The 21,976-nt window shown below is 58.9% G+C and carries 19 protein-coding genes; 13 read left to right on the forward strand and 6 right to left on the reverse strand.

The features are described 5' to 3' along the window. Nucleotides 1-36: 36 nt before the first annotated feature. Together groL and groES are read right to left on the reverse strand one after the other, a co-directional pair. Complete coding sequence (gene groL / locus BFN67_RS09730) at nucleotides 37-1,692, reverse strand: chaperonin GroEL (RefSeq protein ID WP_080919417.1); 1,656 nt, start codon at nucleotides 1,690-1,692, stop codon at nucleotides 37-39. A 125-nt stretch (nucleotides 1,693-1,817) separates the two neighbouring features. Next, nucleotides 1,818-2,114: a co-chaperone GroES gene (groES, locus tag BFN67_RS09735; protein ID WP_080919418.1), complete on the reverse strand. Its 297-nt coding sequence runs from the start codon at nucleotides 2,112-2,114 to the stop codon at nucleotides 1,818-1,820. Nucleotides 2,115-2,396: 282 nt separating this feature from the next. On the opposite strand from groES, the gene BFN67_RS09740 reads away from it, so the two are divergent. The 3 genes from BFN67_RS09740 to BFN67_RS09750 all read left to right on the forward strand — a co-directional run bounded on the left by BFN67_RS09740 (nucleotide 2,397) and on the right by BFN67_RS09750 (nucleotide 5,984). Further along, nucleotides 2,397-2,915: a MarR family winged helix-turn-helix transcriptional regulator gene (locus tag BFN67_RS09740; RefSeq protein WP_080919525.1), complete on the forward strand. Its 519-nt coding sequence runs from the start codon at nucleotides 2,397-2,399 to the stop codon at nucleotides 2,913-2,915. A gap of 2 nt (nucleotides 2,916-2,917) precedes the next feature. After that, nucleotides 2,918-4,096 (forward strand): HlyD family secretion protein, encoded by a 1,179-nt coding sequence (locus BFN67_RS09745; protein ID WP_080919419.1) that lies wholly within the window; start codon nucleotides 2,918-2,920, stop codon nucleotides 4,094-4,096. A gap of 349 nt (nucleotides 4,097-4,445) precedes the next feature. Then, a complete protein-coding gene (locus BFN67_RS09750) occupies nucleotides 4,446-5,984 on the forward strand; it encodes a DHA2 family efflux MFS transporter permease subunit (RefSeq protein WP_080919420.1) in 1,539 nt (512 codons plus the stop codon). Nucleotides 5,985-5,995: 11 nt separating this feature from the next. Here BFN67_RS09750 and BFN67_RS09755 read toward each other — a convergent pair whose 3' ends face one another. Continuing rightward, nucleotides 5,996-6,514, reverse strand: coding sequence for a CAP domain-containing protein (locus BFN67_RS09755; RefSeq protein WP_080919421.1), 519 nt, complete (start codon nucleotides 6,512-6,514; stop codon nucleotides 5,996-5,998). 167 nt (nucleotides 6,515-6,681) lie between these two features. Here BFN67_RS09755 and BFN67_RS09760 point away from each other — a divergent pair, with 167 nt between their 5' ends. Further along, a complete protein-coding gene (locus BFN67_RS09760; RefSeq protein WP_080919422.1) occupies nucleotides 6,682-7,506 on the forward strand; it encodes a DUF2189 domain-containing protein in 825 nt (274 codons plus the stop codon). Between the two features lie 48 nt (nucleotides 7,507-7,554). Here the strand turns inward: BFN67_RS09760 and BFN67_RS09765 are convergent, their stop codons facing one another. After that, complete coding sequence (locus BFN67_RS09765; protein WP_080919423.1) at nucleotides 7,555-8,625, reverse strand: TadE/TadG family type IV pilus assembly protein; 1,071 nt, start codon at nucleotides 8,623-8,625, stop codon at nucleotides 7,555-7,557. 238 nt (nucleotides 8,626-8,863) lie between these two features. Between BFN67_RS09765 and BFN67_RS09770 the strand changes: the two genes are divergently transcribed. Together BFN67_RS09770 and BFN67_RS09775 are read left to right on the forward strand one after the other, a co-directional pair. Further along, a complete protein-coding gene (locus tag BFN67_RS09770) occupies nucleotides 8,864-9,724 on the forward strand; it encodes a TIGR01459 family HAD-type hydrolase (RefSeq protein ID WP_080919424.1) in 861 nt (286 codons plus the stop codon). An 8-nt stretch (nucleotides 9,725-9,732) separates the two neighbouring features. Continuing rightward, complete coding sequence (locus BFN67_RS09775) at nucleotides 9,733-10,713, forward strand: bifunctional riboflavin kinase/FAD synthetase (protein WP_080919425.1); 981 nt, start codon at nucleotides 9,733-9,735, stop codon at nucleotides 10,711-10,713. On the opposite strand, the gene BFN67_RS09780 is transcribed toward BFN67_RS09775, so the two are convergent. After that, on the reverse strand, nucleotides 10,710-11,276 hold the full coding sequence (locus tag BFN67_RS09780) for an HdeD family acid-resistance protein (RefSeq protein ID WP_080919426.1): 567 nt from the start codon (nucleotides 11,274-11,276) through the stop codon (nucleotides 10,710-10,712). The two genes, BFN67_RS09775 and BFN67_RS09780, sit on opposite strands and share 4 nt — an antisense overlap. Nucleotides 11,277-11,655: 379 nt before the next feature. Between BFN67_RS09780 and ileS the strand changes: the two genes are divergently transcribed. Both ileS and BFN67_RS09790 read left to right on the forward strand, forming a co-directional pair. Further along, nucleotides 11,656-14,574 (forward strand): isoleucine--tRNA ligase, encoded by a 2,919-nt coding sequence (gene ileS, locus BFN67_RS09785; RefSeq protein ID WP_080919427.1) that lies wholly within the window; start codon nucleotides 11,656-11,658, stop codon nucleotides 14,572-14,574. 179 nt (nucleotides 14,575-14,753) lie between these two features. Beyond that, nucleotides 14,754-15,428, forward strand: coding sequence for a hypothetical protein (locus BFN67_RS09790; protein ID WP_139789115.1), 675 nt, complete (start codon nucleotides 14,754-14,756; stop codon nucleotides 15,426-15,428). Nucleotides 15,429-15,463: 35 nt separating this feature from the next. On the opposite strand, the gene BFN67_RS09795 is transcribed toward BFN67_RS09790, so the two are convergent. Next, nucleotides 15,464-15,913: a nucleoside deaminase gene (locus tag BFN67_RS09795; protein ID WP_080919429.1), complete on the reverse strand. Its 450-nt coding sequence runs from the start codon at nucleotides 15,911-15,913 to the stop codon at nucleotides 15,464-15,466. Between the two features lie 77 nt (nucleotides 15,914-15,990). Between BFN67_RS09795 and BFN67_RS09800 the strand changes: the two genes are divergently transcribed. The 5 genes from BFN67_RS09800 (at nucleotide 15,991) to BFN67_RS09820 (ending at nucleotide 21,944) form a co-directional block, all read left to right on the forward strand. Next, nucleotides 15,991-17,688, forward strand: a complete 1,698-nt coding sequence (locus BFN67_RS09800) for a pseudouridine synthase (protein WP_080919430.1) — start codon at nucleotides 15,991-15,993, stop codon at nucleotides 17,686-17,688. After that, a complete protein-coding gene (gene rsmD / locus BFN67_RS09805; RefSeq protein ID WP_080919431.1) occupies nucleotides 17,688-18,242 on the forward strand; it encodes a 16S rRNA (guanine(966)-N(2))-methyltransferase RsmD in 555 nt (184 codons plus the stop codon). Before BFN67_RS09800 ends, rsmD begins: the two co-directional genes overlap by 1 nt. 96 nt (nucleotides 18,243-18,338) lie before the next feature. Then, entirely contained in the window at nucleotides 18,339-19,718 is a 1,380-nt protein-coding gene (locus BFN67_RS09810; protein WP_080919432.1) for a M16 family metallopeptidase, read from the forward strand. Between the two features lie 4 nt (nucleotides 19,719-19,722). After that, nucleotides 19,723-21,096: a M16 family metallopeptidase gene (locus BFN67_RS09815; RefSeq protein WP_080919433.1), complete on the forward strand. Its 1,374-nt coding sequence runs from the start codon at nucleotides 19,723-19,725 to the stop codon at nucleotides 21,094-21,096. Next, the gene (locus tag BFN67_RS09820; RefSeq protein ID WP_080919434.1) at nucleotides 21,093-21,944 is read left to right on the forward strand and encodes a patatin-like phospholipase family protein; all 852 of its coding nucleotides are present in this window, start codon (nucleotides 21,093-21,095) and stop codon (nucleotides 21,942-21,944) included. Before BFN67_RS09815 ends, BFN67_RS09820 begins: the two co-directional genes overlap by 4 nt. Nucleotides 21,945-21,976: the final 32 nt, after the last annotated feature.

Consider the following 21,976-nt stretch of genomic DNA (forward strand, 5'->3'; position numbering starts at 1 on the left):
AGCCGCCCTTTCATATTGGGTTGCGGGTGGATTTCCTTAGAAATCCATGCCGCCCATGCCGCCCATGCCGCCGGGCATGCCACCAGGCATACCGCCGGCACCGCCGCTGTCCTTCTTCGGAGCGTCGGCGATCATGGCTTCGGTGGTGACGAGCAGGCCGGCGACCGAAGCCGCGTCCTGAAGTGCCGTGCGAACCACCTTGACCGGGTCGACGATGCCGAGTGCGATCAGGTCGCCATACTCATCCTTGGCCGCGTTGTAGCCGAAGGAAACGCCCTTGTTGTCGAGGATCTTGCCGACGACGATCGAGGCTTCCTCACCGGCGTTCGTGGCGATCTGACGGGCCGGAGCCTGCAGGGCCTTGCGAACGATGGCGATGCCGGCCGTCTGGTCGGCATTGGCGCCGGTGGCCTTGATAGCGCTGGAAGCGCGCAGGAGCGCGACGCCACCGCCAGCCACAATGCCTTCTTCGACGGCAGCGCGGGTCGCGTTGAGCGCGTCGTCAACGCGGTCCTTCTTTTCCTTCACTTCCACTTCGGTCGAGCCACCGACGCGGATGACCGCAACGCCGCCCGCCAGCTTGGCGAGACGTTCCTGCAGCTTCTCCTTGTCATAGTCCGAGGTGGTTTCCTCGATCTGCTGCTTGATCTGGGCAACACGGCCCTGGATCTCGCCCTTCTTGCCGGCACCGTCGACGATGGTGGTGTTCTCCTTGGAGATCGACACCTTCTTGGCGCGGCCGAGCATGTTGAGGCTGACATTCTCGAGCTTGATGCCGAGGTCTTCGGAAATGACCTGGCCGCCCGTGAGGATGGCAATGTCTTCCAGCATGGCCTTGCGGCGATCACCGAAGCCCGGCGCCTTGACGGCAGCGATCTTCAGGCCACCACGCAGCTTGTTGACGACCAGCGTGGCAAGTGCCTCGCCTTCGACGTCTTCCGAGATGATGACGAGCGGCTTGGAGGTCTGCACGACGGCTTCCAGAACCGGCAGCATTGCCTGCAGGTTGGAGAGCTTCTTTTCGTGCAGGAGGATGTAGGCGTCCTCCAGATCAGCGATCATCTTGTCGGGATTGGTGACGAAGTAAGGCGACAGGTAGCCACGGTCGAACTGCATGCCTTCGACGACCTCGAGCTCGGTCTCGGCGGTCTTGGCTTCCTCGACGGTGATGACACCCTCGTTGCCCACCTTCTGCATCGCCTTGGCGATCATCTCGCCGATTTCGGTCTCGCCGTTGGCCGAGATCGTGCCGACCTGGGCGACTTCTTCCGAGGTCTTGATCTTCTTGGCCGACTTGACCAGCTGGGCGACGACGTCGCTGACAGCCATGTCAATGCCGCGCTTCAGGTCCATCGGATTGATGCCGGCGGCAACGTATTTGTGGCCTTCCTGAATGATCGCATGGGCGAGAACGGTTGCGGTCGTGGTGCCGTCGCCGGCCTTGTCGTTGGTCTTGGAAGCGACTTCGCGGACCATCTGTGCGCCCATGTTCTCGAACTTGTCTTCAAGCTCGATTTCCTTGGCAACGGTGACGCCGTCCTTAGTGATGCGCGGGGCGCCGAACGACTTGTCGATGACGACGTTGCGGCCCTTCGGGCCGAGTGTGACCTTCACCGCGTCGGCGAGGATATTGACGCCGCGCAGCATGCGCTCGCGGGCATCACGGGAAAACTTTACGTCTTTAGCAGCCATTATTGTGCTCCTGGGCCTTCAGCCCGAAATTCAGTTGATGGTGCGGGTGGAAACGGCGATTGATCGAGCGTGATCTTGTCCGAAAGGTCTGCAACTCTTCGCTGCACCCGGTTCGGGATCGTGCTTTAGCCGATGATGCCCATGATGTCGGATTCCTTCATGATCAGAAGGTCTTCGCCATTGAGCTTGACTTCGGTGCCCGACCACTTGCCGAACAGGACGCGGTCGCCGGCCTTGACGTCCAAGGGAACCAGCTTGCCAGCCTCGTCGCGGGCGCCAGAACCAACGGCGATGATTTCGCCTTCCTGCGGCTTCTCCTTGGCCGTATCGGGGATGATGATCCCGCCGGCGGTCTTTTCCTCGGATTCGACCCGGCGAACGACCACACGGTCATGAAGCGGGCGGAACTTCGACTTTGCCATTTGTTTTCCTCAGATGAAATGATGAGAAAGGATTTCCTCTATCCGGCTCCCCCGGATCGGCATTAGCACTCGATATAGATGAGTGCCAACGCCGCCGTGATCTAGTGGCCGCCATGTTTGAAGTCAAGGATTGGCGGCCAGCAGGCTACGAATTTTTCTACACAGCCATGTCAGGAGACCGTTAACGATAGAACGAAATCACATGGCTGCCATGCAAAATCACCATATTATAGAATCTGACTGCGGATTGAATCATGAGCATGCTTATTATATATGCCGCTCATGAATTCTGATCGTCAGCAAACATTGGGATTTCTGGTCCACGCGGCAGGCCGCTTGGTGCGCAAGAGCTTCGAGCGGCGCGCCGATGGCCTTGGACTTGGCATGTCGAGTTCGCAGTGGCGCCTGTTGTTCTGGGTCGCGAAGGAAGAAGGGGTCACACAGGCACGATTGGCCGAACTGCTTGAGATCGAGCCGATCAGCGTCTCCCGCCTGATTGATCGCATGGTTCAAAACGGTTGGATCGAGCGCCGCTCCGACGCCACTGATCGTCGCGTTCGTGTGATCTTCACGACGAAAAAGGGCCGCGATGCCTATGCGGAATTGAAGGCCGTGGCTCGCCAGGTAAGCGACGAAGCTCTTGATGGATTGCCTGAAGAGACACGGCAGGCTTTGGTGAAGGGACTGGAAGCGCTCATTGAAAATCTTTCATTGTGCGATGGCACCAATGCATCGGGGGAACTTCCCTGTGGGTCAGGGCGTGCCACCGATGCCAAAAACGATACGCTGGAAAGTGCATAATTATGAACGCAGTATCCAAAGTGAGCGAGGAACGGGCTGAGAAGCTGGAGATGGAGAACGCCAATCCTCCGGTTGCTGTGGTGCCTTCCGTCGAAACTGAATCGCCTCAGCCCAAGAAGAAGAGAAAGCGGGGCCTCCGCTTTATTCTTATGGTGGCTTTGCCGTTGGCGCTTGTGGTTGGCGGCGGTTATTTCTGGATCACCGGCGGTCGTTACCAGGAAACCGAAAACGCCAATCTCCAGCAGGCCAGGGTTTCGATCGCCGCCGACGAGGCCGGGCGGATCGTTGCCGTCAATGTTGCCGACAACATGCCAGTCAAGAAGGGTGATGTTCTCTTCACCATCGATCCCCAGCCTTACCAAATCGCTTTGGAGCAGGCCGATGCCGCCGTGGCTCAGGCGCGGTTGAAGGTCGAGCAATTGCGTGCGGCCTATACGACGGCCCTTGCCCAGCAGCGGCTTTCAGCCAGCAATCTGGCCTACCAGCAAAGCGAGTTCGACCGCACCAAGGATCTGACGGCGAAAGGCATCAGCACTCAATCATCGCTTGATGAGGCGCGCAATAACCTCGACAAGGCGCACCAGGAAGTCGCCGTGGCCGGGCAGGGGGTGGTTAGCGCCAAGGCCGCTCTCGACGGCAATCCCGATATTCAGACGGACAAGCATCCCGAAGTGCTGGCTGCTCTGGCCGCGCGCGACAGGGCTGCCTACAATCTGGCGCAGACCAAGGTTTTCGCGCCGGCCGATGGCGTCATCTACCAGGCTGCCTCCTTCAAGGTCGGTCAATATGTCAGCGTCGGCACGCCGCTGTTCTCTCTGGTGGAAACCGACGACATATGGGTCGACGCCAATTTCAAGGAAACCCAGCTTACCAATATGAAGCCCGGCCAGAAGGCCGAAGTGGTGCTCGATACATATCCGGGCAAGACATTCGAAGCCACCGTCCAGGCGGTAGGCGCCGGTACGGGCGCTGAGTTTTCATTGTTGCCGGCCCAGAACGCAACCGGGAACTGGGTCAAGGTCACGCAACGTATTCCGGTCCGGGTGAAAATCACCGACAAGGATGCGGCACTCGCACTCCGCGCAGGTATGAGCGCGACGGTGACGGTCGATACCGGCGTGACACGCGGCTTGGGCGGCCTGTTCGGCCATGCCTTCGCGGCCGACGCCAAGGCCGAATAAAACAAGGTATCTCGCCGCAGGTGAAGCGAGATGACGACGCAACGCGATATTGAGCCCGAAAGAGGTCAGGCTTCCGGTGAAAGAGGTAGAGCATCTTCATGCGTTCACCTGAACGCGCTGAGCTCTAACGACTGAAACATCGGCTAACCTTTATGGCATTGATATTGCGGACTGATTTTCAGTTTCCGGATGGCGGGCCTGCCGCTCGGCGGAAATGCCAGGTCGATGTGACCCCCGCTTCGACTTTCGCGTCCCACCGCGTAGGGCATTCCGCTAACGGTCAGGTTCCGCTGTCCGGGAAGCCGTTCCGGAAAGGTGCGGTTTCGTCTTCTCATAGTGAAGTTTTGTCATGAGCACGCCCGAAACGCATCGAGAGGTTCCGCATCGCGGCCTGATCACGATTTCGATCATGCTGGCAACGGTCATGCAGGTGCTCGACACCACGATTGCCAATGTTGCATTGCCGTCGATGACCGGCGACCTCGGTGCATCGCGCGACACGATCAACTGGGTCTTGACGTCCTACATCGTCTCGGCGGCGATCATGACGCCGGTGACAGGTTGGCTCTCCGATCGCGTCGGGCGCAAGGAATTATTCCTCGTATCCGTTGTCGGATTCGTTGTCTTTTCCATGCTCTGCGGTGTTGCCTGGAGCCTGGAGTCGATGGTGGCATTCCGTCTCATGCAGGGTGTGTTCGGCGCCGCCATCGTCCCGCTGTCGCAGACGTTCCTGCTCGACATCAATCCAAGGGAGCGCCACGGTCAGGCTATGGCGATCTGGGGAGCTGGTATCATGGTCGGGCCGATTATCGGTCCGACACTGGGCGGCTGGCTGACCGAAAGCTTCAACTGGCGCTGGGTGTTCTTCATCAACCTGCCGGTTGGTATTGTCGCCTTCATAGGCATGTTGATCTATCTGCCAAGCATTGCCAAGCGGGCGCGCAGCTTTGATTTCTTTGGCTTCGCCATGCTGTCGCTGGGAGTCGGGGCACTTCAACTTATGCTGGATCGCGGCGCCGACGCGGACTGGTTCTCGTCCGTAGAGATATGGATCGAACTCGGACTGTCGCTTACCGGATTCTGGATATTCATCGTTCATACCATCATGGGCGATCATCCTTTCATCGATCCCAAGATTTTTCTGGATCGCAATTTTGCAACCGGCCTTGTCTTCATCTTTGTGATCGGGGTGATATTGCTGGCAAGCCTCGCACTTCTACCGCCCATGCTATCGGCCATCTTCGCCTACCCGACGATCACGACGGGCCTCGTCATGGCACCGCGCGGCGTCGGCACGATGATCTCGATGCTGGTGGTCGGGCGCATCGTTCACCGGATGGATCCGCGCATTCTTGTGGTGATAGGACTGCTTTTGACCGCACAGTCGCTGTACGACATGTCCGGTTTTTCGCCGCAAATGGATTCCTGGCCGATCATCGTTTCCGGCATCGTTCAGGGCTTGGGGCTTGGCCTCGTCTTTGTTCCATTGACCACAGTCGCCTTTGCCACCCTTGACGCGCGCTTCCGTACCGATGCGACCGCGCTGTTCAGCCTGGTGCGCAACATCGGCTCGTCGATCGGCATTTCGATCGTTTCGGCCCTGTTGACGCGCAACGTTCAGGTCAACCATGCGGAGCTTTCAGCACACATCAATCCTTTCAACCCGAATCTCTGGATGGCGATGCCGGATGCCGCGCGCAGCGACCCAACGGCGTTGGCGCGGGTCGACGGGATGGTCAATACCCAGGCTTTGATGATTTCCTATGTCGACGACTTCAAGCTGATGATGCTGGTCACGCTGGCAGCGCTGCCGCTGATCTTCCTGTTGCGCCGCCCGCAATATGGAAATGCGGGTGGAGGCAGTGCGCCAGCAGCGCACATGGATTGAGAACCATCTGCTCACGTGCCCAGCAACAGTGCCCAATAGCGCCAATCGGGATTTCTCGCATCGCGGACGTAAGCCAGGCCAAAACGGGTGAATCGTCCATCGAGCATATTGCGCCGATGAGGTGGTGAATCCATCCACATGGCGAATAGCCGTTCGATATCCATGCGGCCCTCGGCGATGTTTTCGGCCGCCACGCCCTCAATGCCGTTGTCCTTGACGCGGGACACGAAATCGCGGCCCCAGCCGGTGTTATGCGTCATCGAACGCGCAGCCGCCATGTAGCGCGCCTGTTGCAAGGCCGCGCGCTCCAACCGCCGATCGGCGGCCAGCACGCGCAGGCCCGCCGCCGTGCGAATACGCGCAAGCGTCGATACGGCTGAAGTCGATACGCCATCGCCTGTTTCCATGTTGAGCGCGCCGCAACCGGCAAGACCCAATATGATGCCAAGGCTGGCAGCCTTGAGAAATCTGCGGCGCTTTATGTTTGGCGGGCATTCGAGAGAAAGGCTGCCGGATGCGGTCACTGTCATGCTGCCTCATAACCTGCGGATCGTGGCTTTTGCCGGGCAGGGTGAATTTCATCACAATTGCGGGGGACGCAACACAAGCGGCATCAAATCTGCTAGAGTGCCCACATTCAATGGCAGCCATGGGCGGCCATCATGGCGATGACTGCCCGTTGCACGGGAGAAAGGTTATGGCCAATTTTCATGTCATGGCAGATGCGCAGGGCATGCTCGCGCAACCGGTCGTGCGGCATATCACGATGAGGGATATTGGCGACGCTCTGCGGCTCGGCGCCGAGGATTTTTGGGAAAAGCCGTCTCACTATGTTTTTCTCTGCCTGATTTATCCAATCGTCGGCATTATCCTGACCCGGTGGACGACCGGCGCCAACGCACTTCATCTCGTATATCCGCTGATGTCGGGGTTTGCGCTGATCGGGCCGTTCGCAGGTATAGGGCTTTATGAGATCAGCCGCCGGCGTGAACGCGGCCTCGATACCTCGTGGCGCCACGCATGGGATGTGCGTCATTCGCCTGCACGTTATTCCATCGCCGTGATCGGCATCATGCTATTTGCATTTTTCCTGCTGTGGCTGTTTACGGCCCAGTCAATCTACACCGGTCTTTTCGGCGACATGCCGCCGGCTTCGCTGGAAAGCTTTCTCGGTGAAGTTTTCACCACAGCCAGGGGCTGGCAACTGATCCTTGTCGGAAACGCGGTCGGCTTCGTCTTTGCCGTGGTGGTGCTGGCAACGACGGTAATTGCTTTCCCGCTTCTGCTTGATCGCGATGTCGGTGTGGTGGCGGCCATTGAAACGTCCGTTCGTGCCGTGGTGATGAACCCGTTGCAGATGGCACTTTGGGGGCTGATCGTTGCGGCACTTCTGGTGATCGGCTCAATTCCGCTCTTCGCCGGTCTGGCGGTCGTCATCCCGGTTCTCGGCCATGCGACCTGGCATCTTTATCGCAGGCTGGTCGAACCGGAGCGCAGGATTCCCGAACGTCGCCCGATGTGAACGACAAAACAGCGCTGCTGGCAGGCCGACTGTCCAGCAGCGCAAAAATTATCGGATCAGCCGAACGGTTCGATCTCCGACAGCTTCGACGGTGGGGCAGCTCATGATGATACGAATATCGTTATAGTCCTGGTCGCTGGAACCTCGGCCCGGCGGCCGGTCTTCCCAGCCATAGTACATGAATTTTCCGGGCGAACATGCTGCCGTATCGAATGTAGGATTTTGTCCCGTTCCTTCCGGCAGGATGCCTCCTTTACTCTTGCCCTTGCATTCATTCAAATTGGCGCAAAGCACGGTTTGAAGGATTTTCCAGCCGCCTAGATCGTACATCTCGGCACCCTCATTGTTGAGGACTGTATCGGTGTAATAGTCGTATGGCGTAGCAGTTTTGCTATCCCATAGGTCTTTGTTTTTCCTCGCGTTTCGGACGTTCTTCAGGCGGTAGCTGAGTACCTGTCCTGGATCGCATGAGGGCATAGTGTATGAATATTTTGTGCCGGCATTATCGGCTATAGCAACTTCTTCGGATCGCCCTTTATCTGGTTCGCTCTTCTTCGTCTTGTCGAAACAATAGACGTAGATGCGGTTGTAGTCGTCAGCGTCAGGGTCTAATTCGCTAAGCGTTGGCGGCGGATAAATGTATTTGGGTTCAGCAACACGCACCGTCGCGCTCGCTGAAACGGGAACGCCGCCAGGCATGCCCGGAACGGCCGAGAGGATCGTCACCGGGACAGTACCACTGGCATCGACCTGAAAATCGGTGGCGGAAATCCAATGTCCCTGCACATCTAGCCCTTCGATCCATGCGCCATTGCCGAAACGCTGGTTGATGGTGGTGCTGGCAAGTTGAATCAGCGGGTCGTAATTGCCGGTTTGCCCCAGCCGGGCGCTGCCAAGGGCGGTGGTATCCACCTCATCCTGCATGAAGGTCTGCACCTTATAGGCGCGAACATAGTCGACGCTCACGCCGACCGCCGCCAGTATGGGGATCAGTGCCAGGCCAAACATGACAGCAAAATTGCCCTTTTTGCATGCCGGATAAGCTTTGGCGTGTGCGGCGAATTTGGCGGCGATCCGGTCAACGCCATCTACCTGCCTGCCAGAAATTTTCCAGTCCATCGGCCAAACCCCGCAAAGCCAATTCAATGGCGCGTAATCTCATAAAAACTTGAATCTGCGGTTCGTTCGACACGTCCAAATCATCCAAACGCAATAGGCCCTCGTTAACCGTTGCTGGGTTGTCCGTTTGCCGGCGAGTCGGCGCAAAGATGATGACAGGGCAGTGTGCTTCGGCTAATTGCAGGCCGCTCCATCAATTTCGCGGACCATCACTCTTTTAACGAAAGCAACGAACGGCATGGCGGACCAGCCCGATGTGATCGCTTCTCTGGACGGCATTTCCGGCCGCTATTCGGCGCTGTTTTGCGATGTGTGGGGCGTGTTGCACAATGGCGAGCGCCATTTCCCCGCAGCGGCGGCAGCGTTGACTCGGGCACGCGACACTGGCCTTGCCGTCATCATGATCACCAACTCACCACGTCTTAGCGACGATGTGATCGTCCAGATGCATGGCCTTGGCGTTCCCGAAGGCGTGTTCGACCGCGTGGTGAGTTCTGGAGATGTTACCCGCGCTCTGATCGCACAGGGGCCGCGCCGGGTGTTTCATCTCGGCCCGGAGCGGGAATTGAAGATTTATGATGGGCTCGATGTTGAGCTTGTCGAAGATGTCGAGGCCGACGCGGTGGTCTGCACCGGCCTGTTCGATGATGAAGCCGAGACGCCGGAGGATTACCGCGAATTGCTGATGCGGCTGCGCTCACGCAATCTGCCGTTCATCTGCGCCAATCCCGACATTATGGTGGAACGCGGCGAGCGCCTGATCTGGTGCGCCGGGGCTTTGGCGCGCATCTATACGCAACTTGGCGGCCGTACGCAGATTGCCGGCAAGCCGTATGCGCCTATCTATCGGGCGGCCTTGCAAGCCGCCGAGGACGTATTGGGCGGCGCGGTCGACCAAAGAGCCGTGCTGGCGATCGGAGACGGCATGGCCACCGATATCAAGGGCGCGGTCGACAATGATTTCGATGTTCTCTACGTGTCGGGCGGCATCCATGCACGCGAATATGGCGACCCGGAAAATCCCGACCCGGCGCGGCTGGCGGCATTTCTGGAAAATCACGGTTACCGGCCTGTCGCCGTCATGCCGAAGCTTGTGTAGGTCCAGCCATGGAAACCTGCGACCGCATCCTGGACTCGGCCTTCCTGCCTGAGCGCCTCAAAGGCGGTGTGGTGGCAATCGGCAATTTCGATGGCGTTCACCGCGGCCATCAGGCCGTTCTGGAATGCGCGCTCACTGAGGCCAGACGCCGTAACGTGCCCGCGCTTGTCCTGACCTTCGAGCCGCATCCGCGTAAAATCTTTCGCCCGGACGAAGCCCATTTCGTGCTGACTCCGCCGCCGATGAAGGCAAGGTTGCTTTATGCTCTGGGCTTCGCGGCGGTCGTCGAACAGCCATTTACCCGTGAGTTCGCCGGCCATTCGGCCGAAACTTTCGTGACCGATATTCTGGAGCATAATCTCGGCATCACTCATGTCGTGACCGGCTTCGACTTTCATTTCGGCAAGGATCGTCAGGGCGGTCCGGCCTATCTGATGGCGGCCGGTGAGCGGCATGGTTTCGGCGTCACACTGGTCGACGCGTTCCGCGACGAGGACGCCGAGGTGATTTCTTCAAGCCGCGTCCGCGCGTTGTTGTCCACCGGGGAGCCCGCCGAGGCGGCGGGCCTGCTCGGCTACCGCTATACGGTTCAGAACACGGTGATCGGCGGCCAGAAACTTGGCCGGACGCTCGGCTTCCCGACCGCCAACATGCAGCTTTCGCCCGAGACCACGTTGAAGGAAGGCATTTATGCCGTGCGCTTCCGACGAGCCAGCGGCGCGCTTCACGATGGGGTGGCGAGTTTCGGCCGCCGCCCGACCGTGGACGAGGATGGCTCGCCGCTTCTTGAGACCTTCCTTTTCGATTTTTCTGGCGATCTTTACGGCGAGACCTGCGCGGTGTCCTTCTTCGGCTATCTGCGTGGCGAGAAAAAATTCGATGGTCTTGATGCGCTCGTCGGACAGATGAAGCGCGACGAGGAAGAGGCAAGGGCGCTGCTTGCCGGCGTGAGGCCGCTTTCCGGCCTCGACGCCAAGATCGCCTTTTAAGCTCTGGCTTTTGCCTTCAGGGCGAGACCGAAGGCGATAAAGGTCCAGCCTTGGAAAACCAGGTCGATGGCCAGGAACAGCCCCAGAATCCACAGGCTGTTGGCGGGCCATCGGAAGGCGATCAACAGGCCGACGAGGAGCGTGACGATGCCGGCCGCGATGATCCAGCCGGAGCCTTTTTCGGCCCGGTGCTGATAGCCGACCCAAATCCTGAGCAGCCCAGCGGCGATCAGCGTCACCGCAAGCAGGAAAGTCAGTACGGCCGAGGCCAGCAGCGGATTGTAGAAGGCAAAGAAGCCGGCAATGGCGTAAAGCACGCCCGATAGCAGCCAGTAGAAGAAGCGGCCCCAGCTTTTCACACCAAAAGCATGGATGATCTCGATAACGCCGCCGAGCAGGATCAGCCAACCAATGAAATAGACCGAAACGACGGTGGCGACGAATAGATTGCCGAATGCGATGCCGCCGAAAATCAGCAACAGCACGCCGAGAGCGACGAACCATCCCCACTTGGCCCGCGTTTCACCAATCGCATTTCTGATGTCATCTTCGCTGGACGTCACGACCGCCTCCCTGGAATATCTGTACGCAAGGCAAGACTAGGGCCGGGCGTCGTATTCGTCCAGCTATGGAAATCCGGGGTAAACCGGCTCCTGTTGCTCGGATTCTGGAGTTAAGACCAGCTATCGCTTCGACTTCACTTGTGATGCAATCAAAGGCCACTTTATTACTGTCGCTCCATCGGTTAAAAGCGCGCCATGTTCCGCTTTTCGCGCATGATCGCCATTGCGATACGAATTAGCAGCCCGGTGTTTCAGGTCGGCTGAGCTTGCTCTGCCGCCGGAAGCACCGGGAATTTATGGCCGCGCCCTCGCGCTTTTTCCAGAACATGATAGTTGAACGCCGGAGCCTGACCGAGCCGGCAACCGATATGGCAGACAGATGACCGACACCGCCGAGACGATTGACTATTCAAAGACGCTGAATTTGCCGCAGACGGATTTTCCGATGCGCGCCGGCTTGCCCGAAAAGGAGCCGCTGCTGGTCAAGCGCTGGCAGGATATGGACCTTTACAGGCGCCTGCGTGAAGATGCGGCCGACCGCCCGAAATACGTGCTGCATGATGGCCCGCCTTATGCCAACGGCAATATCCATATCGGTCATGCGCTGAACAAGATCCTCAAGGACGTCATCACCCGCTCGTTCCAGATGCGGGGCTTCGACTCCAACTACGTTCCGGGCTGGGACTGCCACGGTCTGCCGATCGAGTGGAAGATCGAGGAAAAATACCGCGCCGCCGGCAAGAACAAGGACGAAGTGCCGATCAACGAATTCCGCAAGGAGTGTCGCGAGTTCGCAGCGCACTGGATTGGTGTCCAGACCGAAGAATTCCTGCGTCTTGGCGTCGTAGGAGATTTCAAAAATCCCTATACGACTATGGCTTTCCACGCCGAGGCTCGTATCGCGGGCGAGCTTTTGAAATTCGCCACAAGCGGCCAGCTTTATCGCGGCTCCAAACCGGTAATGTGGTCCGTAGTCGAACGCACGGCGCTGGCCGAAGCCGAGGTCGAATATCACGACCATGAGAGCGATACGATCTGGGTGAAGTTCCCGGTCAAGGATGGTTCGACCTTGGCGGGTGCTTTTGTCGTCATCTGGACAACCACGCCCTGGACCATTCCCGGCAATCGCGCGGTCGCCTATTCACCACGCATTGGCTACGGCCTCTATGAGGTTACGGCAGCCGAGAATGATTTTGGCCCGCAGGCCGGTGAAAAGCTGATCTTCGCCGATGCCCTGGCCGAAGAATCTGCCACCAGGGCGAAACTGACGATGAATCGTCTGCGCGACGTTTCAAAGGACGAACTCGGCGCACTTGTCCTTTCTCACCCGCTCAAAGGCTTCGGCGGCGGTTATGAATTCTCCGTTCCCATGCTTGCCGGCGATCACGTCACCGACGACGCCGGCACCGGTTTCGTGCATACCGCGCCCGGCCATGGCCGCGAAGACTTCGAGGCATGGATGGACCATGCGCGCGAATTGGAGGCCCGAGGCATTGATCCGGCAATTCCCTTCACCGTGGACGACGCCGGCTATTTCACCAGGGACGCACCGGGTTTCGGGCCGGATCGCGAGGGCGGGCCGGCGCGCGTCATCGATGACAACGGCAAAAAGGGCGATGCCAACAAGGCCGTTATCGAGGCCCTGATTGCACGCAAGCTGCTGTTTGCGCGTGGGCGGCTGAAGCACAGCTACCCGCATTCTTGGCGCTCCAAGAAGCCGATCATCTTCCGCAACACGCCGCAGTGGTTCGTCCATATGGATAAAGACCTGAGCGACGGCACAACGCTGCGTAGCCGTGCGCTAAAAGCGATTGACGCAACCCGCTTCGTGCCCGCCGCCGGGCAAACAAGGCTGCGCGCCATGATCGAGGAGCGGCCGGATTGGGTGCTGTCGCGCCAGCGCGCCTGGGGCGTGCCGATTGCGGTGTTCACCGATGACAATGGCAATGTGCTCGATGATCCCGCCGTAAATGCCCGCATCGTCCAGGCTTTCGAGGCGGAAGGCGCGGATGCCTGGTTCGCCGAGGGCGCGCGTGAGCGTTTTCTGGGCGCGCGCGTCAACGAAGATTGGGTGATGGTCAAGGACATTCTCGATGTCTGGTTCGACTCTGGTTCATCCCACACCTTTACGCTGGAAGATCGGCCCGATCTGAAATGGCCGGCAGACGTTTATCTCGAAGGCTCGGATCAGCATCGCGGCTGGTTCCATTCCTCGTTGCTCGAAAGCTGCGGCACGCGAGGCAGGGCACCTTACAATGCCGTCGTCACCCATGGTTTCACCATGGACGAACAAGGCCGCAAGATGTCGAAATCCCTCGGCAATACGGTTGTGCCGCAGGATGTGATGAAGCAGTCGGGCGCCGACATTTTGCGCTTGTGGGTGATGACGACCGATTATTGGGAAGATCAGCGCCTCGGCAAGACGATCCTGAAAACCAACATCGATGCTTATCGTAAGCTCAGGAACACGCTTCGCTGGATGCTCGGTACGCTCGCTCATGACAAGGGCGAGGAGGTGCCGCTTGCCGAAATGCCCGAACTTGAACAACTGATGCTGCACCGGTTGTCCGAGTTGGACGAAATCGTACGAGCCGGATATGACGCCTTTGAGTTCAAGCGCATCACCCGCGCGCTGCTCGATTTCATGAATATCGAGCTTTCCGCCTTCTATTTCGATATCCGCAAGGATGCACTCTACTGTGAATCGCCGTCGAGCGTGAAGCGCAAAGCTGCGATCCAGGTGGTCCGGCATCTGTTCGATTGCCTGGTGAAATGGCTGGCGCCAATGCTGCCATTTACGACTGAGGAGGCATGGCTCGACCGGAATCCGGACGCGCAATCGCTGCATCTTGAACAGTTTCCGAACGTGCCGGCGGTGTGGCGTAACGATCTGCTGGCCGAAAAATGGAAAAAAATCCGTAAGGTGCGCAGCGTGGTTACAGGTGCGCTCGAACTTCAGCGGGCCAGCAAGGCCATTGGCTCCTCGCTGGAAGCGGTGCCGGTGACCTATATCGCTGACCATACACTGGCGTCGGCGCTCGACGGCGTCGACATGGCCGAGATCAGCATCACCAGCGAACTGGTCGTGTCGCGTGAGGCAGCGCCCGCCGGAGCGTTTGCGTTGCGTGAGGTTCCTGGCGTTGCAGTGGTGATCGAAAAGGCCGAGGATCACGGTTTGCGCAAATGCGCGCGCTCGTGGCGCTACACCGCCGATGTCGGCATCGATGCCACATTCCCCGACGTCTCCGCGCGAGATGCGGGAGTTTTGCATGAGTTAAAGGCGCTGGGATGCATGTAAGGTGCGTAAATGTCATATGTCGGTTGGCTGTGCATTGCTCTTGACGAAGGCTTAAGCTAGAAGCGCGAAACTCACGACGACAAATTGTCGCCGGATTTCCGTTTGAAGAGCGTGCGATGACGGACGCCGGATATCGACCGGTAGCGACGAAGAGGCAATCAAAAGTGAGATTTTTTGGCATGATCGCCCGACATCATGCGCGTGCGCTGGTGCTGGCTCCGTTTGCGGTTTCGGCGCTTGCCGCCTCCGGTTGTGTTAGTTCGCCCACCTATGGCACCGACAAAACTTCTGCCGAACAACTTGTCGGCGACCTTTCTGGTGCCTTTTCGCTGAAGCCGAAAGAAAATCCGCATATCGACTATCGGCCGCGCCCTGCTTTGGTGAAGCCGGCTTCCGGGGGGCAGGAGGCGCTGCCTGCTCCACAGGAAGACATTACGCAGGTTGCCAGCAATCAATGGCCCGAATCGCCTGAACAGCGTCGCGCCCGCCTGCGCAAATATGCAACCGAACACGCTGACGATCCCAATTATCAGCCACAGATCATCAATGATATTTCGAGTGGTTCGACCAAACCCGCGAAAAGGCAAACATCGTACCGCGAGCGCGATCTGGGACCGGATACGAGCAGCGCTATTGGCAGCGAAGCGCGCCGTGCCGAGATCAATCGTCGCCTTGCGGAAGGCAAGCAGGGTAGCGCGACCGAGCGCAAATATCTGAGTGAGCCGCCTCTAACCTATCGCGTACCGGCATCCACCGCGCCGCAGGGCGATATCGGTGAGGATGAATACAAGAAGCAGCGGCGCCTGAAGCGCGAAGCTGAAGGCAAAGGAAGCGGCTGGTTCGACTGGTGGTGACGGGCAAGGCCCTGTCGCTGACTTGACCGGTCAACTCAATCGCGTCGCGCTTGAAAGAAGCTCTTGAGCATGGACGCAGCCTCGATTTCGGCAATGCCGGAATAGATGTCCGGCATATGATGGCACGTCGGCGAGGCGAAGAAGCGCACGCCATTGGCGACCGCGCCGCCTTTTTCATCTGGTGCGCCATAATAAAGGCGCCGCAACCGGGCAAAAGAAACGGCAGCGGCACACATGGTGCAAGGTTCGAGCGTGACGTAGAGGTCGAGGTTCGCGAGACGTTCTTGCGAAAGGGTCAGACAGGCCTCACGGATCACCAGTATTTCGGCATGGGCGGTTGGATCGGCCAGTTCGCGCGCGCGGTTTCCTGCCTTTGCGACGACGCTTTCGCCTGCCGCGATCACGGCGCCGACAGGAATCTCGCCACGCTTGCCGGCTGCCTCAGCCTCCTGCAGGGCGATTGCCATGAAATCCGTGCGTTTCAAGGATTTTGCATCCTTATTATCTCCTCGCCACTGATCGGCGATCCTGTTATCTAGCCGCGCAAACGGGTAAATGCCACATGGACGACAACGACAATCATTCCAAGCGCGGTCATCGCCCAAAATCAATAGGCGCACGCCGCCACGCTCCCGGCTCCGATCAAAGTCGGAGGGCTCCCGGCAAGCCATCATTCGGCGCTGGCAAGAAGCCATTTTCCGGTCGCTCGTCCGGCAAGTCGTTTGCCGAGCGTCATGGCGATAAAAAAGCTTTCGCTCCGAGAACCGGTAAGGCAGCAACCGATGAAGAGCGGCCAAAACGCGGGTTTGAGGAAGGCGAGCGACCATTTCGAAAGGGGCCGAGGCCGGAAGGGAAACCATATAGTTCGGAGAAGCCGGTAAGCCGACGCTTCGACAAGAATGAAGAGCCGCGCAAGACATTCCCTCCGCGATTCGAAAGGGGCGAAGGAGAGCGTCGTCCTGATCGACCTCAGCGCCGCTTTGATGGCAGTTCCAATGTGAAGGGGTCCAGCTTCAAGCCGCGTCCGCGCCCGGCGGATATTTCCGGGGAGGTTGGCGAACGCATCGCCAAGCGGCTGGCGCGTGCCGGTATCGCTTCACGGCGGGACGCCGAAGAACTGATCGCCGCCGGTCGCGTCAGGGTCAACGGGACGGTTCTTTCATCGCCCGCTTTCAACGTGATGCCCGCGGATATCATCCAACTCGACGGTACGGAAATTCCGCCGATCGAGCGTACGCGGCTGTTTCTCTTTCACAAGCCTGCCGGCGTAGTGACGACCAATCGCGATCCGCAGGGCCGCAGGACCGTATTCGATGTGCTGCCCGCCGATCTGCCGCGATTGATGACTGTCGGGCGTCTCGACATCAACACCGAAGGGTTGCTGCTGCTGACCAATGATGGCGGGCTGTCGCGCGTGCTTGAACTGCCGGCGACCGGTTGGCTGCGCCGCTACCGGGTACGTGTCCATGGAAAGGTCGAAGAGCGCGCATTGGCAGGTTTGCGTGAGGGAATTGCCGTCGATGGTGTGTTTTATGGCGCCGTAGAGGCAACGCTCGATCGAGAGCAAGGTACGAATGCCTGGCTGACGCTCGGTCTGCGGGAAGGCAAGAACCGCGAGGTGAAAAACATACTGGGTGCTCTTGGATTGAACGTGACGCGCCTGATTCGGATTTCTTATGGGCCGTTCCAGTTGGATGAATTGCCAGAAGGCCATGTTCTGGAGGTCAAGGGGCGCACATTGCGGGATCAACTTGGCGAACGCCTGATCGAGGAATCGGGTGCGAATTTCGAAGCCGACATCGCACAACCATTTTCCAACAAGCCGGTGCGGCGCTACGAACCTCGATCCGAAATCCCCGCAGGGGCACCGAAACAAATTCGGCAGCCGATCGGCGAAGGCGGACTGATCAAGGCTCGCAGGCGCCGGGAAGATAGCCGCGAGGAAGCGCTCGGCAAATTGACGACGAAGCGTGAGCGCAACAATTTCGGTAAAAAGCCTGATTCTCGTGAGCGTCCCGAAAGCCGGCCACAAGGTCAACGCCATGCCAATGTCTGGATGGCGCCGGATGCTCGCCCCAGGGGCAAGGATCAACTGGCAACGGAAAAGCCGGAGGGTGGCCCAGACCGCGGTCGTTCACCTGACAAAAATGCTGGATCGAAGCCGTTCCGTAAGGCTCGCGACGATCGGCCTGCACATTCAGGAAAGGGTGGCCCCGGTCGCCCCGGCTCCAGGCCATATAAGGGGCCGAAGGGCCGCTGATGCGTATTGTCGGTGGTGAATTCCGTGGCAGGCCGCTCGCCACGCCACGCTCAGACGCTATTCGACCGACGAGCGACCGCACGCGCGAAGCCGTCTTTAACGTTTTGGCGCATCGCTTCGGAAGTCACCTTGAGGGAGCGCGCATACTCGATCTCTTCGCCGGAACCGGTGCCTTGGGACTCGAAGCGTTGTCGCGCGGCGCGGCGAATGCCGTATTCATCGAGCAATCCGTCGAAGGGCGCGGCCTCATTCGCACAAATGTTGAGTCATTCGCCCTTACTGGACGCACAAAAATATTTCGCCGCGATGCGACAGCATTGGGCGAGGCCGGCCCACTGGGCGCTTTTGGTTTGATCTTTGCCGACCCGCCTTATGGCAAAGGGCTCGGCGAACAGGCGCTGCGATCCGCGCGGGCGGGCGGTTGGCTGGCTCCCGACGCGCTTTGCGTCGTGGAGGAAGATATAAGCGCGCCCTTCGAACCGGGGCCAGGTTTTGCGACGGTTGAGCAACGCAGCTATGGCGACACCGTGATTCGCTTCATCGAGATGACCTGACTTTGGCCGTCATTGTCGGGCAGATGACACATAATTCATTTCACGCCTCGTTCCACGCTGCCTATCGTCCCGGCATGAATCATCTCGGAGCCTTGCATGACAGTTTGGGCTGATCGCTTGCGCCTTTCGGGTTATGTCATGTTGCTCGGTGCTGTATTAACCGGGCCTGCTTCCGCCGAGGCGCCGTCTTCTCCCGCTGCCGACTGGGCGGTCTCCGACTTCACGCTCGAGAATGGCATGCAGGTGGTCGTCATTCCGAGCCATCGCGCACCGATTGTCACGCAGATGGTTTGGTACAAGGTTGGCAGCGCCGACGAGCCACCAGGCAAGTCTGGCATCGCTCACTTCTTCGAACATCTGATGTTCAAGGCAACGACCAATCATCCCGAAGGGGCATTCGATCGCGCCGTGGCGGCAATCGGAGGGCACGATAATGCCTTCACCTCCTATGATTACACCTGCTTTCACGAAACCATACCGCCCGGTTCGCTTGGCGAGATGATGGCTTTCGAAGCCGACCGCATGCGCAACCTCGTGCTCTCCGATCAGCTGGTCGAAACCGAGCGCGACGTGGTGATGGAAGAGCGTCGCGCCCGTGTCGACAACAATCCGTCGGCGATCCTCGACGAGGAAGTCAACGCGACCCTTTACCAGAATGAGCCCTACCGCATCCCGGTTATCGGTTGGATGCAGGAGATCCAACAACTCAACCGCCAAGAGGCGAGGGCATTCTACGATCGCTATTATGTGCCCAACAATGCGGTGCTGGTGGTAGCCGGCGACGTCGACCCGGAAAAAGTCAAGGCGCTTGCAAAGCAAACCTTCGGCAAACTCGCACGTGGTCCCGAATTGCCACCGCGCGCTCGTCCGGTTGAACCGGAACAGAATACGCGGCGAACGGTAACACTCAGGGATGCTCGCGTCAGCCTGCCGAGCTTCTCCACACGCTGGGTCGTGCCCTCCTATCATACCGCCAAGCCAGGCGAAGCCGAGGCGCTCGATCTGTTGGCTGAAATTCTTGGTGGAGGCACGCGAAGCCGGCTCTACCAGGAACTGGTCGTCAAGCAGGGAATCGCGAGCAATGTCGGCGCCAGCTTTATGGGCCGGATGTTCGACGGCACGAGTTTCAGCGTTTATGCCGCGCCGCGTGGCAACGCCAAACTCGCGGACGTCGAGGCGGCGGTTGAGGCGCAAGTCGCCCGGATCGTCAAAGACGGGGTCACCGATACCGAATTGGAGAAGGCGAAAGACCGCTTCGTCCGCTCGATGATCTTCGCGCGCGACAGGCAGTCAGGTATGGCCAACATCTATGGGATGACGCTGACGACCGGCGGCACGGTGGCGGACGTCGCGACGTGGCCCGACAGAATTCGCAAGGTGACAGCGGAGGACATAAAGGTCGTTGCGGCTCGATATCTGGATATGGATCGTGCGACGACCGGCTATCTTCTGCCCAAGACGGAAGCGGGGGATTGAAGCGATGAATTCCGTTAGAGCCGCGCGAACCAGATTTACCACGTCTGCCGCGGTGTTCGTGCTTTCGCTCCTGTTTCTCATTCTGCCGGCAATCACCGCTCATGCGGCCGTCGACATTCAGTCAGTCAAATCCGACAAGGGCATCACCGCATGGCTGGTTGAAGATCATTCATTGCCGATCGTCACGATCCGCTTTGTTTTCGATGGCGGCAGTTCGCAAGATCCGGCGGGCAAGGAAGGGCTCGCCAATCTAATGACCGGGCTGTTCGATGAAGGCGCCGGCGATCTCGACAGTGAGGCCTTTCAGATCAAGCTCGATGATGTCGGGGCGGAAATGGGTTTCAGCGAAACCCGCGATGGCATTTACGGTTCTATGCGCATGCTTTCCAACCGCAAGGACGAGGCATTCTCGCTGCTCAAGCTGGCAGTCGAAAAACCTCGTTTCGATCAACAGCCGATCGATCGTATTCGCGCGCAGATCCTATCCGGCATCGTTGCCGGCGAGCGGGACCCCGACACCATCGCCCAGAAAAAATGGTTACGAGCGCTTTATGGCGATCATCCATATGGGCGGGTGGAAGAAGGCACGAAAGATAGCATCGCGACCGTTACCGCCGACGACCTCCATGCCTTCCATGAGGCGATCTTTGCCAAGGATGGCCTGCATGTGGCGGTGGTCGGAGATATTGACGCCGCCACATTGAAGGGCAAACTGGATTCAGTGTTCGGTGATTTGCCACAGGAACAGGTGCTGAAGCCAGTCGCGGATGTCGCGCCGAGACTCGGACAACAATTGCAGGTGACCTATGACCTACCCCAGACATCGCTGCAACTGGCCTATCCAGGCGTAAAACGTTCAGCGCCGGATTTTTATGCGGCTGCGCTCATGAACCAAATTCTCGGCGGCAGCGACTTCACTTCGCATCTTTTCAAACAAGTGCGTGAAAAGCGCGGCCTAGCCTATAGCGTTAGTTCCGGACTGATAGACCGGGATCATTCTTCCATGCTTTTCATTGCCACGGCTACACGCTCGGACAGGGCGAGCGAAACGCTGAATGTGGTTCGCGACACGGTGCGACAGATGATCGAGACAGGACCGACCGAAGCCGAGTTGGCTGCGATGAAGACTTACATGATTGGTGCCTACGCGATCAACAATCTGGATTCTTCGGGGTCTATCGCTGCCACGCTGCTGGAGTTGCAACTCGACAGGCTGGGTATCGATTACATCCAGCGGCGCGAGGCGCTGATCAATGGCGTGACACTGAATGAGGTCAAGGCCGTTGCAAAGAAGCTGCTGTCGGTTGCGCCCGCGGTGTTGATTGTCGGGCCACCTCTTTCTGGAGACAAATCAGCGGGGCAGGACAAAAAGGAATGAGCCCGACCTTCGGCATTGCCTTTGGGGGAGGGGGCGCGCGCGGTCTCGCGCACATTCATGTCGTGGAGGCTCTGGACGAGCTTGGGATTGCGCCCGTTGCGATCGCAGGATCGTCGATCGGTGCGGTTGTCGGCGCCTGCATGGCTGCCGGAATGAACGGCAAGGATATTCACGCCCATACCCGCTCGATCCTGTCTCACCGTGCGACAGTAGCCAGCCGCATGTGGCAAGCAAGGCCGGGTACTCTGGCCGAAATGATGGAAACCGGGTTTCGGGTCAGCCAGTTCAACGTGGAACGTATCCTCAAGGCGTTTCTGCCCGAGGACGTACCCACCTATTTTGCCGGACTTGGCATCCCGTTGAAGGTCACGGCAACCGACTATTTCGGCCACAAACTCGCTGTGTTGGACAATGGCGATCTTTACTCGGCCCTTGCCGCCTCATGCGCTATCCCCGCAGTCTTTCGCCCCGTGCTGCGTGACGGCACGATGTTCATTGATGGCGGGATCTACAATCCGGTTCCCTTTGATCTGATAACGCATGACGCCGACATCATCATCGCCGTCGATGTTGTTGGCGCGCCTTCCGACGCTGAACGCAAGCACCCAACCTCGGTCGACCTGATGTTCGGCGCGACGCAATTGATGATGCAATCTATCATCGCCAACAAACTTGCACAGTGCCAGCCGGATATTCTGATCCGCCCGCCGGTTTCGCGCTTCCGCGTGCTCGATTTTCTCAAGATGGATGCAGTGATGGCCGAAACGGTCCAGGTGAAGGACGAATTGAAGCGGGCTATCGAAGCGGCGGTGACCTCCAGCATTGCACAAGGCGGGGCGGATCAATAGATCAACCCATGAGAGTCGGCATCGAAGCCGCG

The sequence above is a fragment of the Manganibacter manganicus genome, from assembly GCF_002075885.1.
Taxonomy (GTDB): Bacteria; Pseudomonadota; Alphaproteobacteria; order Rhizobiales; family Rhizobiaceae; genus Mesorhizobium; species Mesorhizobium manganicum.